We start from the raw sequence: 16347 nt of genomic DNA, 5'->3' as shown, positions 1-16347 counted from the left end.
TCTCTATAAAGCCGGGTATAAGTCGGCACATTACTGGTGTGAGAAAGAAGCGGCGGAACACGCTATATCAGGTGCGGATGTATTCGAGCATTACATGAAACGCCTGTCTCAACGCGGTTGGGGTTTCTTTATTACTGAAGCGCTGGATCTTGAAAAAGGTACTGCCACAGTTCGGCTGGAAAACTCTGCCTTCGTTTATCAATACGGCAAAGTTAATCGTAAGGTTGATTACATGTTCACGGGTTGGTTTGCCGGTGCAATGGATCAGATCGCCGAAAGCCTGGGTTATGCCGTACGCACTAAAGCGGTACAGACTCAGTGCGCTGCAGAAGATGGCTGTGATGTCGGGTATTTTGAAGTCACTCCATTATAACCAATAATAAAATCAAAACCGCTTATCGGGCTGTAAAACAGCATTGGATAACGGGTTAATAATCTAAAGGTGGGGTCCGATCATGTCCCAGTTTGATATCCTGTTTGAACCGCTTAAAATTAATAAGCTGACTATCCGTAATCGTATCGTCAGTACCGCTCACGCTGAGGTTTATGCAACCGACGGCGGTATGACGACTGAACGCTATGTAAAGTACTACGAAGAGAAAGCCAAGGGTGGTTGCGGCCTGTCAATCTGTGGTGGTTCCAGTGTGGTATCTATCGACAGCCCGCAGAATTGGTGGAGCTCAGTTAACCTGTCGACTGATCGTATTATCCCTCATTTTCAGAACTTGGCTGACGCGGTGCATAAGCACGGCGGAAAAATCATGATTCAGATTACCCATATGGGACGTCGTTCGCGTTGGGATGGTGGTGACTGGCCTAATCTGATGTCTCCTTCCGGTATTCGTGAGCCCGTTCACCGTGCTACCTGTAAGACGATAGAAGAAGAAGATATCTGGCGCATTATCGGTGATTTTGCCCAGGCTGCACGTCGTGCCAAAGAGGGAGGGCTGGACGGCGTAGAACTGTCTGCCGTACATCAGCATATGATCGATCAGTTTTGGTCGCCGCGGGTCAATAAGCGTACTGACCAATGGGGTGGTAGTCTGGAAAACCGTATGCGCTTTGGTATCGAAGTACTTAAAGCGGTACGTGCAGAAGTAGGCCGTGACTTTGTCGTCGGTATGCGTATGTGTGGCGATGAATTTCACCCGGACGGTCTCAGCCACGAAGATCTTAAACAAATTGCTAAGTACTATAACGATACCGGTTTACTGGATTTCTTCGGCGTGGTGGGTTCTGGTTGCGATACACACAATACGCTGGCAAACGTTATTCCGAATATGAGCTATCCACCCGAGCCATTCCTGCATCTGGCGGCCGGTATCAAAGAAGTAGTGGACGTACCGGTTATTCATGCGCAGAACATCAAAGATCCCAATCAGGCGAAACGTATCCTGGAAGCCGGTTATGTTGATTTTGTGGGTATGACGCGTGCGCATATTGCCGATCCGCATATCATTGCCAAAATTAAAAATGACCAGGTTGATCAGATTCGCCAATGTGTCGGTGCTAACTATTGTATCGATCGTCAATACATGGGGTTAGATGTACTGTGTATTCAGAACGCTGCAACGTCTCGTGAACATATGGGAATGCCACACGTTATTGAAAAAACAACCGGTATTAAGCGCAAAGTCGTGGTGGTCGGTGGTGGCCCGGGCGGTCTGGAAGCCGCACGTGTAGCCGCAGAGCGCGGGCATGATGTGACGCTTATTGAAAAAGAAGAAGAGCTGGGTGGCCAGATTGTGATTGCGGCTAAAGCGCCGCAGCGTGATCAGATGGCCGGTATCACTCGCTGGCTGGCAATGGAAGTGGAACGTCTGGGTGTTGATGTTCGGTTAGGCACAAGTGCCGATACAGATCTGATTCATGAACTTAAACCCGATGTCTGTATTCTGGCGACGGGTGGTCGTCCGTTTATTGATCAGGAAGCAGCATGGGGTGCAGCTGAAGGCTTGTGTGTTTCCAGCTGGGATATTCTTATGGGCAAAGTGGAGCCTGGCAAAAATGTGCTGATATACGACACCATTTGTGAATTCTCCGGTATGTCGGCAGCAGACTATCTGGCTTCAAAAGGCTCGTTAGTCGAGCTGGTGACTGATGATATCAAGCCGGGCGTTGGCATCGGTGGTACAACCTTCCCGACTTACTACCGTAATTTGTATGAAAAAGAGGTGATCATGACCTCCGACATGCTGCTGATGAACGTTTATCGCGAAGGTGACAACCTGGTTGCCGTACTAGAGAACGAATATACCGGCCAGAAAGAGGAGCGGGTGGTTGATCAGGTTGTCGTTGAAAACGGAACCCGTCCTAACGAAGAGCTGTATTACGCACTCAAGCAGGAATCTTGCAATAAGGGACAGTTGGACAACGAGGCGTTGTTTGATGCTGCACCGCAGCCTGTGTTGGCTCTCTCTGCTGAAGAGAGACAGGGCAATATGATCTTGTGGCGACTGGGCGACTGTGTCTCACAACGTAATGCACATGCGGCGATTTATGATGCCTTACGTCTCTGCAAAGACCTCTGATCAGAGCTATTGCACTTGATATTGCTGTGTTAATAGCCGGCTCGCGGTGCTCATTTACAAAAGTAAACTCCGCGCCGCTCGCCGACTCTTGCCTTGCACTATCGGCGCTCACAACGCTCTGAGAGTCGTCTGGTAACAGACGTATTTAAAAAGATAGCTTCAAAACTGGAGCTGATAAAAATAACAGGGCAGGAGTTCACTGCCCATCCACCTGCTTGATGAGGGTGAATTATGGCTTTTGAGTGGTTAAACCCCGTTCTTATCGCGACAGCGTTGCTGCTCGCCGCAGTGGGTGCTGTTCGCCGGGTTAACTTGTGGCGGGCTGGTCAGCCTGAATCAGTGGATTTTGTCGCTGGCTTAATAGCGATGCCGGGGCGTTATCTGCATGATCTGCACGATATTGTCGAACGCGATAAATATATGTCGAAAACCCATGCGGCTACCGGTGGCGGTTTTGTGTTGTCGTTGCTGATGATTATTCTGGTACACCTGCTGGGTATTAATAATCAGGTTCTTGGCTGGGCATTGCTGGCTTCACTGGCGTTGATGTTTGTCGGTGCTGTGTTTGTTTTTAAGCGTCGACTGAATCCACCGAGCCGCCTGTCGAAAGGCCCGTGGATGCGTTTGCCAAAAAGCTTACTGGCATTTTCGGGCGCTTTTTTTATTCTTACGCTGCCCGTTGCGGGTGTTTTACCTGAAGGTGCCGGCGGTGCGCTTCTGACGATTATTCTGAGCATTTTTATTGCGATGGGATTATCTGAAATGCTGCTGGGTATGACGTGGGGCGGGCCGATGAAGCACGCCTTTGCCGGCGCTCTGCATCTGGCATTTCATCGCCGGCCTGAGCGTTTTGGCGGCGGGCGTTCCACCGGGCTTAAACCCGTGGCTCTGGGTCAGCGAGTGCTGGGTGTGCAAAAGCCGGAAGATTTTAAATGGAATCAGTTATTAGGATTTGATGCCTGTGTACAGTGTGGTAAGTGTGAGGCCGTGTGTCCTGCTTTTGCTGCCGGACAGCCACTAAACCCTAAAAAGTTAATTCAGGATATGGTGGTGGGCATGGCCGGTGGTAGTGATGCTCAATACGCGGGTAGTCCTTATCCGGGTAAAGATGTGGGCCAGGCGAATGGTGGCCCACTGCTGACGATGACAGAAGGGTTGATTGATCCTGAAACACTGTGGTCTTGCACCACCTGTCGTGCGTGCGTGGAAGAGTGTCCGATGATGATCGAACATGTTGATGCGATTGTCGATATGCGTCGTTTTCTGACAATGGAAAAGGGCAGCACTCCGAATAAAGGTGCTGAAGTTCTGGATAACCTGATTGCTACCGATAATCCTAATGGTCATGCGCCAACCAGCCGCATGAACTGGGCGGCTGACCAGAATTTACCTTTACTCGCTGATGTAAAAGAAACCGATGTTGTTTTCTGGGTATCGGATGGTGCCTTTGATATGCGCAGTCAACGCATTTTACGTGCGTTTGTTACCTTGCTGAAAGCGGCTAAGGTAGATTTTGCCGTATTGGGTGATGAAGAGCTGGACAGCGGTGATGTCGCACGTCGATTGGGTGATGATGCGACCTTCCAGAGCCTGGCTAAACGAAATATCAAAACGCTGAGTCAGTATAAATTCAAACGGATAGTTACCACGGATCCACACGCTTATCACTGTTTGCGTAATGAGTACGCCGATTTTGCCGAAGGCTTGTTCGATAAGATTGAAGTTCTGCACCACACGACTTATCTGAATGAGTTAGTACAAGCCGGCAAGCTTAAACTGAATAGCTACAAGGGCGGCACAGTAACCTACCACGATCCTTGCTATCTGGGACGTTATAACGGTGAGTATGAGGCGCCACGCGAATTACTGCGTTCACTGGGCATTAACATTGCTGAGATGGAACGCTCTGGTTTTCGTTCGCGTTGTTGTGGTGGCGGTGGCGGTGCTCCGATTACGGATATTCCGGGAGAACGTCGTATTGCCGATATGCGCATGGAGGATGTACAAACAACAGGAGCTGAGCTGATAGCGGTAGGGTGTCAGCAATGCACAGCGATGCTGGAAGGGGTCGTTGAGCCCCGTCCACAGGTAAAAGATATCGCTGAAATTCTGCTTGAGTCTCTTGTTGAGGAGCTGCACTAATGTCAGATACTCATTATTCAGACGTGCTTCGTCGTGATCCGCGTGCAGAAAGAATAGCGCGTAACCGCTTGCATCCGCTGCATGCCGATATCAGTAATGCCGTTAGCGCTGGCGGGCAGATGGCAGAGGTTCGTGGGCCTTCGGGTCTGTTGCGTAAGAATCCGCATACGCGTGGCTTTATCGGCCCTAACGATATCAAACGTATTGACCGGCTTAAGGGTAATGGGAACGCGACTAATAGCCGTCGTGGTGCAATCAACACTCAGCAGGCGGCGCTGTTACCTTTGCATCAGGTGGCTGAAGCTGCTTTCACTCTGGTTGTTGTGCCAGATATGGTGGGTGGTCGATTAACGTCGCATGATAAAGATGTGTTAGGCCAGGCACATCAACTCGTGCGAGCTATTGAGGCCGATACCGATGCAAAAGGTGCAGTGATGCTGGTCGCCTTTGGTGTATGCAAAGAAGAAAACTTTGATAAGGCAGGGGTAGACCGTTTGTTGTTGCTCGATAGTGGCGAATATCAGGGCTACTGCCCTGAGCAACAGATGGCTGCACTGCTACAGGTTGAAGCACGTTTTGCACCGCAATACTGGTTGTTTCCAGACAGTGTACATGGCGGTTCTGATCTGGGATCGCGCCTGGCGGCGCGTCTGGGTATACGGCCTGCCGTACATGCCTGGCAAGTAAATACGGATACCACGATTTGCCGTGGTGCAGGTGGTTCAACCGATATAACACGGGCAACCCCACGCTTGCTGATATTATCGCAAGAGTGCGCCAATCCTATTGATGAGAGCCGCCATGAAGTGCTTCCGGTGGTGTTGAAATCAACTCCAATCGTCTCGTTGCTGTTAGAAGATAAGGGGCAAGTGTCGGTCGATCCGAATGCGATCCCACTGGCAGAAGCCGAATTTATCTTATCGGCAGGCAACGGTATTAAAAATTGGGACCAGTTCCATACGGCGGCGGTGGCATTGGGTGCCACTGAGGGAGCAAGTCGAGTGGTGGTTGATGATGGATATATGCCACGATTTCGTCAAGTCGGCGCTTCCGGTACCTGGGTGACGGCACGCGTCTATCTGGCGGTAGGTATCTCCGGTGCGATTCAGCATATGCAGGGTATAGGTCAATGCGAGAAAGTCATCACGATCAATACAGACGCTGGCTGCGATATGGTGAAACGTGCTGATCTGAGCCTGATCGGTGACAGTGAGGCGGTGCTGCTGGAGTTACTGAAGCTGGTCGGGGCGTTTCGTCAGCAATCACATCAAGGTCAGAATAACGTCAAAAATAGTGAAAAAACTGGCGTAAACAAAGACACAAACGAGGAAGCTGAAAATGCAGCCTGATTCGAATACAGCTTTGGATGTAAAAGGCCTGGATTTAAAAGAACCGGACCTGAAATCTTTTGATTTAAAGGATCAGGACCTGAAAATAGTCTCGTTGATTTCAATCGGTAAACATCCGACCTCCGGGCGTGCCCGCCGGGCCGAACAGGATGGCCGGGCTGTTGAGTTGGGTATGGTGCTGGCGGAAGCCACAGGCGATAAGCAAAATTTAACCGTTATACATGCCGGAGACTCCCAGCTAGCGACCCGGCAAGCGGCATTGCGTAGCTATGCAGGCATGGGTCTGGGAGCGGTTCGGGTGCTGCAAATGTGTGACAGTGCTGATGCGATAAACCCGTTGAGCGAGTACCTTTATAAACATGCACCGGACATTATTCTGACGGGTGTAAATTCAGAAAGTGGTGAGTCTTCTGGCATGGTGCCTTATCTGTTGGGTGAAGCACTAGGGTGGCCGGTAGTGCCGCGTATTGCCAATATCGTATCGATTAAGAATGGCGTGGCCGAAATACTACAAGCATTACCGCGAGGCCAGCGGCGGGCTTTAGCGGTACGCCTACCGTTTATTGCCAGTGTTGATAATGCTGCTCCGGCACCACGTCAGAGCGCGTTTGGCCCTGCGAGCAGGGCGCGCATGGATCAGAAGGCGTCCCCAGCTGATGTGGATGCCGTGCGTAATGCGTGGACAGAGTTGCCGGCGCGAAAGCGGCCAAAACGCTTGAAAGTCATTAAAGCAACAACAGGCGCCGCTCGCTTAAAAGCCGCCACGGCTAAGCCACAGGGCGCGGGAGGCAAGGTTATGAAAGAACAATCTGCTGCTGAACAGGCACAGGCTATCTTTGATCTGTTACTGGAAGAGGGCGTGATGCGTTAAAGAGGCGCTAAAAGGCGTTAATAATGCCTTCTTCTAAATTAGCCGTAGTAGCTCAGGCTTGATCTGGCATATGGGGATATCAGTGCCAGATCAAATCTGACGGACTACCCCAGGGCGTGAAGCGGACTTTTAGCATACTGAAGATCATGACAGGTGTTGCGACAAAGCGTAACTTACGTAAAGGAAAATCTGGGCCTGAAAGTTGGTTGGATTAAGTAAACTGTCCCCGGAATCGCCAGCTATTCAACCTCAAACAAGCTCATTGAGATAACAGTGGCGGGGCGGCAACGGCTAATGAACCAATGAAGGCACCGAGCTCCTGCTGGTACTGCGGTTGACTCAGCAGAAAGCCGCCATTATGGTCACCACGGATTTCAACAAATTGCTTCGGTTCCCTGGCGGCCCTGAATACTTTTTGTCCAAGCCGAAACGGAATGATCTCGTCGTCGGCACTGTGAATGACCATCACCGGGATCTGAACTTGCCGTAGCCGGGTTGCAGTATCAAACGTGTATCTGGGATAAATGACCCAGTGTAAAATCGGGTACAGCACAGCCGCCATGTCGCCTGCTGAACTAAAGGTCGATTCCAGAATGAGGCCGGCAGGTTTAACCTCGGCGGCGAGTGACGTTGCTACGGCACCACCCAGTGAGCGTCCAAACAGGATAATATCCTGCTGTTTGATTTTCCTCTCCACCGTCAAATAGCGCCAGGCAGAACGAGCATCATTGTAGAGCCCCTTTTCATCAGGTTTTCCCTCGCTGGCACCATAGCCCCGATAACTGAGAATAAAAACATTCAGATTGAGTCGGTGAAAAATTTCTATGGACTCACGCCGGTGGGAAATATTCCCGGCATTACCGTGGAAAAAGAGTACGGTTTGGCGGGCACCCTGGCGCGGAATATACCAGCCATGCAGACGCAGACCATCCTCGCTGTTAATCCATACGTCTTCATAATCGAGCTCCCAGTCGGTCGGGGTCTGTTGTAGTTCACGTAGTGGGAAAAAGATCATCGACGCTTGCAGGAAAAACAGGAAAACATTTAACAGGATCACACCGAACAACAGCGGCAATATGAGGCTCAACAGGCGCTGTATCATGCGTTAGACTCGTCATCTGCGGTAATAAGAGATCGTGACATGGCTTACCCTCCGTTTTGTTACTCTGCACTCATGTTGATCACCTGATCACCTGATCACCTGATTGCCTGCCAGTGTCGGCCTTTACGATGGTTTTAATATGTGTGGGGCCTCTCGCTCCAGATCGGGCTCACCCAGATACTGCAATATATTAGTACGAGCGGCATTACGTAACTTCACCGCTGCGTCCCAGTCTGTTCCTGTCGGCATAATTGGCAAGCTGACAGTAATACTCACTGCACCGCGGCGCGGAAACCAGGAACCAGAACGCAGGATGGAACGTGTTCCTCGGATTGTCACTGGCACCACCGGCATACCGGTTTCGGCAGCGGCGACAAAGGCTCCCATATGAAACGGTAACAAGCCCGGCATACGATCAAGGGTTCCCTCAGGAAAAAACATCAGGGACCTGCCAGAGCGGATTGTATTCACGGTACGCTGGGCATCAGCAACCCCTTGCTGTTTGTCAAATCGCTCCACAAACACGGTACCGATGCGCCGTAGAAACCGGCGCGGAAAAAACTGTTTATCCAGTTCTGCTTTGGCTACAAAGGCAAACTCGGTGGGTAAGGCAGCCGCCAGTACCACCCCGTCCAGGTAGCTGGAATGATTGGCGACAATCACACAGGCCTGATCATCTGGCCAATTCTCCAGACCCTCCACTCGTAATGGCACACGCGTCAGGCGAAAAAGCAATCGCGCACTTCGGCGCATCACTGTCCAACCCAAGCTCGCACCCGGCAATAGTACGACTAGCAACCATGTGATTGGTGTAAGCAGCCAAAAAATTATTTTCGCGTAGCCCGCATACGTCATATCTCCCAGCCATCGCCTCGCGCTGCGCATGCGCGGCTTCCATGCGCTCAGCGCAAGCCGAATAATCTGCCACCATACAGCACGTGGCCGCTCTCCGATCCTGCCTTGTTCATAAAGCTCGCGCACTGCGGCACGGCGGATTTTCCCGCTGGACGTTTTCAACACGGTATGCAGTGGTGCAAGCATAGCCTCATCGGGAGGCATATTCAGCAGGTCGGTAGCAACGCTATATACCTGTCTCTGTAAGGATTCCAGCGTATCGGGTTCTACCTCGCGGGTCTCGGCGATGACGATCAACCGTTCAGTGCCAGAATTGGGATCGGGGGTGCCAAATATAGCCACAGAGCCTTTACGGATGCCGGGAATATCTCCCACTGCCTCTTCCACCTCATAGGGGTAGATATTGCGTCCGCCACGGATAATGAGATCCTTGATGCGGCTGGTTAGATAAACATCCCCCTCCGCTATATAAGCCAGATCACCGGAGTCCAGCCATTCCCCATCGAAAAGGCTCTGGGTTGCATCAGCATTACGAAGGTAACCACTGGTAGCGGACGGCCCTCGGAACTCCAGCCGTCCTTCCTGGCGATCCGGAAGTTCACGACCAGCCATATCGACAATACGTATTTGATAACCTGGCAGCGGCTGGCCACAGGCAACAAACTCTAGCGGGTTCGAATTCGATGCAAGCGCCGGGATCGCCTTACCCGAGGAAGCAAATGGCTCTCGTTGAATAGAGTCAATCAACGGCCCGCGATCAAGGGGCGGAAAGGCAAGCCCAACCGCGGCTTCAGCCAGGCCGTACACCGGCGCGAGAGCCCGGGCCCGGAAACCGTAAGATGCAAAATGTTCAGTAAAACGCCGCAAGGTGTTAGGACTGACCGGCTCGGCACCATTGAAGGCTCGCCGCAGACTGCTTAAATCCAGCCCTTTAAGATCACTCTCTTCAATCTTGTTCAGACACAATTCATAGGCGAAATTGGGGGCGGCTGTCAAAGTGCCACGGTGCTTGTGGATCATCCATAACCAGCGCGGCGGATGAATCAGAAATGCTAACGGTGACATCAGCACCAGCGGCATACCGTAATACAGACTTCCTAGCCAAGCGCCAATCAGTCCCATATCGTGATAAAGAGGCAGCCAACTGACGAAGACATCGGTGGAATCGACTTGAACTGCTTCACCCATGGCGCGGATGTTCGCAAGCAGGTTTGCATGGGTCAGTATCACCCCCTTGGGCTGACCAGTGCTGCCTGAAGTGTATTGCAGAAAAGCAATGTCTTGTGGTTGAGGTGTTAGCTCACTATATATGCCGGAGGATGACATCAACTCCTCTGGGGTAACCACCGCGTGCATGGTATCGACCTGTGCCTTGAGCAAACGCGCTACTTTGCTGGCCTCCGCCACAGTGATCAGCAACACCGCCTCTGCATTGGCAAGAATACCCGCATGTCGGCGCAGATGATCCTCAATTTGAGAAGGCCGCAACGGCGGATAGATCGGGACAGGAATGCCGCCTGCTAGCAGAATACCGAAAAAGCTAAACAGATAGTCGCGACTCGTTGGTAGCATGATGGCCACGGTTTGGCCGGGCATCAGCCCCCGCGACTGCAAACCAGTAGCCAAAGTGCGCGCACCATCTGCCAGCATCGCGTAAGTGATGACCTCCGGCTCATCTTCGTCGCCGTACAGGTAAACATGTGGTCGCTGTGGATGACTAAGAACGTGCCAATCAAGCATCTCCAATAAGGTTTCTGCCGCATGAGGCGTGCCCTCCATCTCCTCCAGTTCAACTGTCGGCTTGGCCGGGCTTGATACTCCCCGTCGTCCTGTTGCTCCTGCAGTAACTAGTGCTCGCCACAAGTCGCGAGGAGTCTCGGCGCTCGCCAGCATCTGCTCTGGCAGCCTGACTCCAAAGGCACGTTCAAGGCGTTGGAATAATTCGACCCTGGACAAGCTATCAAAGCCCAAGTCACGATCCAGTGCGCTATCCAGCGTTATATGCTGGAAATTCTTACGCCGGGAATGTAGCTCAGAAGCCAGTTGGCGTACCTGCTCCAATAAGGTTTCGGTGCTCAGTTCAATAGTACAATCCAAGCGTTGTTTAGTCTTTTCTGCCACGCTTACTCCTCTGACACAAATCCTGATGATAGCAGCGCCAACCTATAAGCTTGCCATCCCGTGAATTTGATCCGGAAATACACACGATCAGATTGGATCGTAATAGTGTCCCGGTCAAGTCCAACCGTACACTTTTAAAAGAGAGTTTTCATAACGGTATTCCGGGGACAGTTTACTTAATTGCTTAAAGTAGCGTATTCCGGGGACAGTTTACTTAATTGCGTATTCCGGGGACAGTTTACTTAATTGCTTAAAGTAGGCTTATTCAACAAGCTGTCCCCGTAATACCCCGACTGTAAATTCCACAGTAGTGCGATTGATGAGTTAGAAAAACAAGCAAAAAATTGCCATCTGGTTTGCTAAGCACGCTTAACTTAGTGCCATTCGGATCAAAGTACTTTTATACGATGGGTTTAACGTGATGCGGGTGAATCAACTAGGACAAAATACGGCTGGTTATCTTTAGGATTACTGTCTATGACCGGTTTTGGTACTTTCCCGAACGACTGACCTATAATTGGTTTGGTCGACTACGTACCAAATCAATTAGGCCACTTTCGAACCGGAGTAGGCTGAATTAAGTAAACTGTCCCCGGAATCACGTTAAGTAAACTGTCCCCGAATCACGTTTATGGAGTTGTTATGTTTATGGTACCCCTATTCCTCGTTTTTGGCGGTGTTGCTATGTTGTATATGGGTGGCAAATATTTACGTCTTTCATGGCAGAGCCGCGATTGGCCGAAGGTGAGGGGCACAATAATTAATCGTGGCACAATCCGAAGGAGGGAAGGTACCGGTACGCCCAAACATCAGTATTTTATCTACTATAAATATTGCGTTGCCGGTCAAACATATACCAGCAATCGTATTAGTTTCAGACCGGTAAATAACCCGACACACGAAGAGCGGGCCCGTTTTGAAGATGTTGTTGAAGTTGACGTTTATTATAATCCAGATCATCCACAAACCGCTGTGATTGAGCGTAGTCCTGAATTCACAAACTATGTCGCGTTCGCTGCAGGAGTGGGGTTTATTGCTGCGGGAATTTCCTACTTTTACTATTCGTTCTGATCACTCTGATGCTTTTTTGTTGCTAGCACTTCCGCCTGCTTGATTCCATTATTTTTATATCGAAAACGTCAACTCAATGATGAGATCTGTCGCAAATGGCAACACTGCGCAGCACAACTCTTCGTAAGATATTGGTGGACTCAACTCAAAAAAGTCATCCCTGAATGATACATAGTAAAAAAAGCGGAGTAATACCATGAACGAAAGTGCACGAAGTGCGACGGCCTACGTGGAGACGGGTGCGGCATACACCTCTGATTACAAGGCGGGACAAGATAATGTAAAAGTTATGGGGATGGATATCCATAATCCGGTATTTGGTACCAGTGCATTTATCATTCTGTTATTTATTGTTCTCGCCTTAGTATTCCCGGCGAATGCAAAAGAGATGCTGGTTGGGGCGCGTACCTGGTCAATTGAAACTTTTGACTGGCTGTTTATGATTGGCGGAAACGTTTTTGTATTATTTTGTCTGGCCTTGATTGTATTGCCGGTCGGCAAAATCAGGCTGGGTGGAAAAACGGCAACGCCCGATTTTAGCCGGATGTCCTGGTTCTCTATGCTGTTTGCAGCGGGAATGGGGATCGGGCTGATGTTCTGGAGTGTTGCAGAACCGGTCGCCTACTATACCAACTGGTACGGTACTCCATTGAATGCAGCACCGAATACACCAGAAGGTGCATCCGTGGCGATGGGAGCAACCATGTTCCATTGGGGGCTTCATCCATGGGCAATCTACGGTGTTGTAGCGCTGGCATTAGCTTTCTTTGCATATAACAAAGGTTTGCCTTTAACGATTCGTTCTGCATTCTATCCGCTGTTAGGCGAACGAGTATGGGGGGCGATTGGTCATGTGATTGATATTGTAGCGGTACTGGCTACTATCTTTGGTCTGGCTACATCCCTTGGCTTAGGTGCGTCCCAGGCAGCAGGGGGCTTAAGCTTTCTGTTTGGTGTAGAGAATAATATTACTACGCAGATAATTATCATTGTGCTGGTATCTGCAATAGCGATCTTTTCGGTTATGCGTGGCCTTGATGGAGGCGTTAAAATTCTCAGTAATATCAATATGATGGTTGCAGCATGTCTGTTGTTTTTCGTCATTGTTGCGGGATCTATTAGCGGATTTCTGGGTAATTTCTTCGGTATTCTGAGCAGTTATGCAGAAAACATTATTCCACTGAGTAATTGGGTAGGGCGCGAAGATGAAACCTGGTACCACGGCTGGACAGTCTTCTACTGGGCTTGGTGGATCTCCTGGTCGCCATTTGTAGGAATGTTTATTGCGCGTATCTCAAAAGGCCGGACGGTACGTGAATTCCTGACGGCCGTACTGCTTATTCCAACATTAGTATCTGCCGTATGGATGGCTGCTTTTGGTGGCAGTGCATTAGATCAGATTCAGAATAATATAGGGGAATTAACAAAAGGTGTCGGTGATGTTTCGCTGGCGATGTTCCAAATGTTGGAAAATCTGCCTTTGTCTGAAATATCTTCACTCTTGGCAATTATTCTCGTGCTGGTCTTCTTTATCACTTCATCGGATTCAGGTTCGCTGGTAATAGATACTATTACCGCCGGTGGAAAGGTGGATTCTCCTGTGCCACAACGTGTCTTTTGGGCAGTACTACAGGGCTTGATTGCGGCCGTGTTACTATACGGCGGTGGTGCTGAAGCACTCACTGCGTTACAGGCTGGCGCCATTACAGTGGGCTTACCGTTTACGCTGATACTGCTGTTTATGTGTGTGAGTTTGTACAAAGGTTTGAAAAGTGAAGTGTACTAATTAGTCTGTAATTGGTAAGGTCACACACCTGACAATAAAGCCGGCATTTTTGCCGGCTTTTTATATATTGTGACGTGCTTTTTAGTCATACAGCAGATCAGTGTTAAGTCCGATAGTCTGCCAGAGGAGACAATTTTATGATGATCGCGGACCTGGTAGATCAGGAAGATTTTTGTAGTTTACTAGAATCGATTGGTATTTCTGTGAAAAGCGATTGGACATCAGAGCAATGTGCGCAGGCGGCTATAGACTGGCGCTGTATTAACGATAACCCTGATGCGGCCGCTAAACTGAATCGGATTATCAATGAACTTAAACAGAAAGAATCTCTATTGTTACCCGAAGTGAAAGCAGCGTTGAATATGCTTTTATTACACAATAGCAGATAGCTTTTTTAGTGTATTAGAGAGCATTTACACGTGCGAACAACCTTACTACCACTTATTTCCCTCTTTATCAGTTGCTTTATCCTTTTTTTAGGAAATGGCCTGATCAATGTCCTGTTGCCCGTCAGAATGAGTTTAGATGGTGTCAATACGAACACTATTGGTACGGTATTGTCGCTCTATTTTGTGGGCATGCTACTGGGTGCTATCTACAGTAAAAACCTGATTAGACGGGCGGCGCATATTCGTGTGTTTGCCGGATGTGTTGCATTAGGTGCAGTAAGTATTCTGATTTGTAGTCTTTATTCTGACCCGCTTTTGTGGGGGGTAATGCGAATTGTATTGGGCTTTTGTAATGCCTGCGCGTTTACTGCTATGGAAAGCTGGTTGAGTGACAGTTCGACAAAAGAAACACGCGGTAAAGTCTTAGCGACTTATAATGCAGTTGTTTTAAGTGGTTTGTTTTTTGGTCAGTTTTTTATGAATTTTGCCAGCCCGGAAGGCTCCGCGCTATTCGTTTTTGGTGGCATACTCCTGTGTGCTGCGGTGATTCCAATGGTGTTAAGTCGCAATAATGGTCCAGTGATTTCAGAAGTTAGCTCAATGTCACTGTTTGCATTGTATAAAATTTCTCCGCTTGGGGTCGTCAGCTGTTTGGCTTCCGGTGTGATCTATTCCGCCATTTTTAACTTGTTGCCGGTGTTCGCTAAAGATTATGGCATCGTTTCTTTTCAGTTATCACTTTATATGGGAGCGGCGATTTTAGGGGCTTTTTTACTGCAGTTTCCTGTTGGTTATCTCTCGGATAAATTTGACCGTCGTTCAGTATTAGCGGTTCTACTGTTTATATCGGCAGTGGCTGACTTTGCCGTGCCGGTACTCGCCTCTCAAGAGATATTCTGGGCGGTATTCTTAGGTACTGCGATCACCAGCGGCATTATCGCTTGTACCTATCCATTGAGTATCTCTGAAGCGTTTGACAAGTTACGCCAAAACCAGATGGTTGCGGCTATGGGAAGCATGATTCTGGCCTTCTCGATTGGCGGTATCCTTGGCCCTTATACGGCTTCCATCGCTATGGATAAATTTGGCAATGCGTCGCTCTTTTATTTTGTGGCATTTATCCAACTGCTGCTAGGCGGCTTTGTTATGTATCGCATGGCTGTGCGTGATGCACTACCGGTAGAAGAACAGGAACACTTTGTAATGCAAGGTGTTTCTATTACCGCATCCGTTGATCTTGATCCGCGTACTGAATATGTCGAACATCAGCATGCATTGAGTTCAGAAGCAGAAACTGCAGCAACCATTGCAGAAACCGATCCCGCCGCTGCTGTTAAAATGGCGCGTGCTATAGCGATGGCAAATCCGATGCTAGGCGTTGAGGTGGCTGCCGCTGTGGCGACAGTTCCTGGCATAAACGTGCTGCGTTTGTACGAAGTGATGAAAGAAGCGGTACCTGATCAAATACTCGCTGTTACCCGTGCGGTGGTTACCGTGCACCCTGAACTGGCCTATGAATTAGTCTCTAAGTTAGCTGAGTGGTATCCGGAGCAAGTGGTTTCTGTTGCTGCAGAAATTGGTCGTGCTTTACCCGATCATCGTATAGAGATGGCGAGAGTGGCTGTTAAATATGCGCCTGAATCGGTAGCGGAAGTAGCAGAATATTATGCGCAGGTATTGGCGGAAGAGCATGAAGCCGTTCGTCCGGCAGACCGGGAAAATGACACGAGTGAAGAAGATGCTGCCAGTATTGCTGCTGAATTATGGCAGGCCGCACCGGAGCAGGCATTGGATGTGGCTGTCACGATGGTTGACGCGATACCAGAATCAGCTGTGCTGGTGGCTGAAGAGTACCTGGCCAGTAATATAGGTGAAACCGATGAAGAAGCCAGCGCGGCAGAAAAACCGGATACACCAGAACGGGGCTTGGCAGGAGTAAAGTATCAAGCCGGCAAAGAGGTCCGTAGTCAAGAGTGGGCACAAGAGTCAACAGATGATTACAACAACACAGTTGAGCTGGTGGCAAGGCTGGCAGAAGCGGCCCCGGAGCAAGCTCTGGATATGGCGGTGGCGGTGGTAGAAGCTGTGCCGGGTAGTGCCGCTGAAGTGGCATCTGAGATAGCGAGTAGC

General features: G+C 49.7%; 11 protein-coding genes. 9 read left to right on the top strand and 2 right to left on the bottom strand.

Going from position 1 to position 16347, the window contains the following annotated elements:
• The 5 genes from ABY436_RS14640 to ABY436_RS14620 form a co-directional block, all read left to right on the top strand.
• Nucleotides 1-373 (top strand): DUF5943 domain-containing protein (locus tag ABY436_RS14640; protein ID WP_372739692.1); only part of this gene is annotated, 373 nt, incomplete at its 5' end.
• A gap of 82 nt (nt 374-455) precedes the next feature.
• Nucleotides 456-2531, top strand: coding sequence for a dimethylglycine demethylation protein DgcA (gene dgcA / locus ABY436_RS14635; protein WP_372739691.1), 2076 nt, complete (start codon nt 456-458; stop codon nt 2529-2531).
• 231 nt (nt 2532-2762) lie between these two features.
• Nucleotides 2763-4673, top strand: coding sequence for a (Fe-S)-binding protein (locus ABY436_RS14630; protein ID WP_372739690.1), 1911 nt, complete (start codon nt 2763-2765; stop codon nt 4671-4673).
• Nucleotides 4673-6022 carry an electron transfer flavoprotein subunit alpha/FixB family protein gene (locus ABY436_RS14625; RefSeq protein WP_372739689.1) on the top strand — a complete coding sequence of 450 codons (1350 nt, stop codon included), beginning with the start codon at nt 4673-4675 and terminating at the stop codon, nt 6020-6022. Before ABY436_RS14630 ends, ABY436_RS14625 begins: the two co-directional genes overlap by 1 nt.
• A complete protein-coding gene (locus tag ABY436_RS14620) occupies nt 6012-6893 on the top strand; it encodes an electron transfer flavoprotein subunit beta (RefSeq protein ID WP_372739688.1) in 882 nt (293 codons plus the stop codon). The genes ABY436_RS14625 and ABY436_RS14620 overlap by 11 nt, the downstream gene beginning before the upstream one ends.
• A 259-nt stretch (nt 6894-7152) precedes the next feature.
• Here ABY436_RS14620 and ABY436_RS14615 read toward each other — a convergent pair whose 3' ends face one another.
• Nucleotides 7153-7995, bottom strand: coding sequence for an alpha/beta hydrolase (locus ABY436_RS14615; protein WP_372739687.1), 843 nt, complete (start codon nt 7993-7995; stop codon nt 7153-7155).
• Nucleotides 7996-8118: 123 nt separating this feature from the next.
• A complete protein-coding gene (locus ABY436_RS14610; protein WP_372739686.1) occupies nt 8119-10971 on the bottom strand; it encodes an AMP-binding protein in 2853 nt (950 codons plus the stop codon).
• Between the two features lie 642 nt (nt 10972-11613).
• Between ABY436_RS14610 and ABY436_RS14605 the strand changes: the two genes are divergently transcribed.
• From ABY436_RS14605 to ABY436_RS14590, 4 genes are all read left to right on the top strand, one after another.
• Nucleotides 11614-12042, top strand: a complete 429-nt coding sequence (locus ABY436_RS14605) for a DUF3592 domain-containing protein (protein ID WP_372739685.1) — start codon at nt 11614-11616, stop codon at nt 12040-12042.
• Between the two features lie 196 nt (nt 12043-12238).
• A complete protein-coding gene (locus ABY436_RS14600; protein ID WP_372739684.1) occupies nt 12239-13828 on the top strand; it encodes a BCCT family transporter in 1590 nt (529 codons plus the stop codon).
• Between the two features lie 137 nt (nt 13829-13965).
• Nucleotides 13966-14217 (top strand): hypothetical protein, encoded by a 252-nt coding sequence (locus ABY436_RS14595; RefSeq protein ID WP_372739683.1) that lies wholly within the window; start codon nt 13966-13968, stop codon nt 14215-14217.
• Between the two features lie 30 nt (nt 14218-14247).
• On the top strand, nt 14248-16347 hold a 2100-nt coding region (locus tag ABY436_RS14590), incomplete at its 3' end, for an MFS transporter (protein ID WP_372739682.1).

The organism is Neptunomonas sp., assembly GCF_041601355.1.
Classification (GTDB): Bacteria; Pseudomonadota; Gammaproteobacteria; order Pseudomonadales; family Balneatricaceae; genus Neptunomonas.
This window is presented reverse-complemented; position numbering and strand designations above follow the sequence as displayed.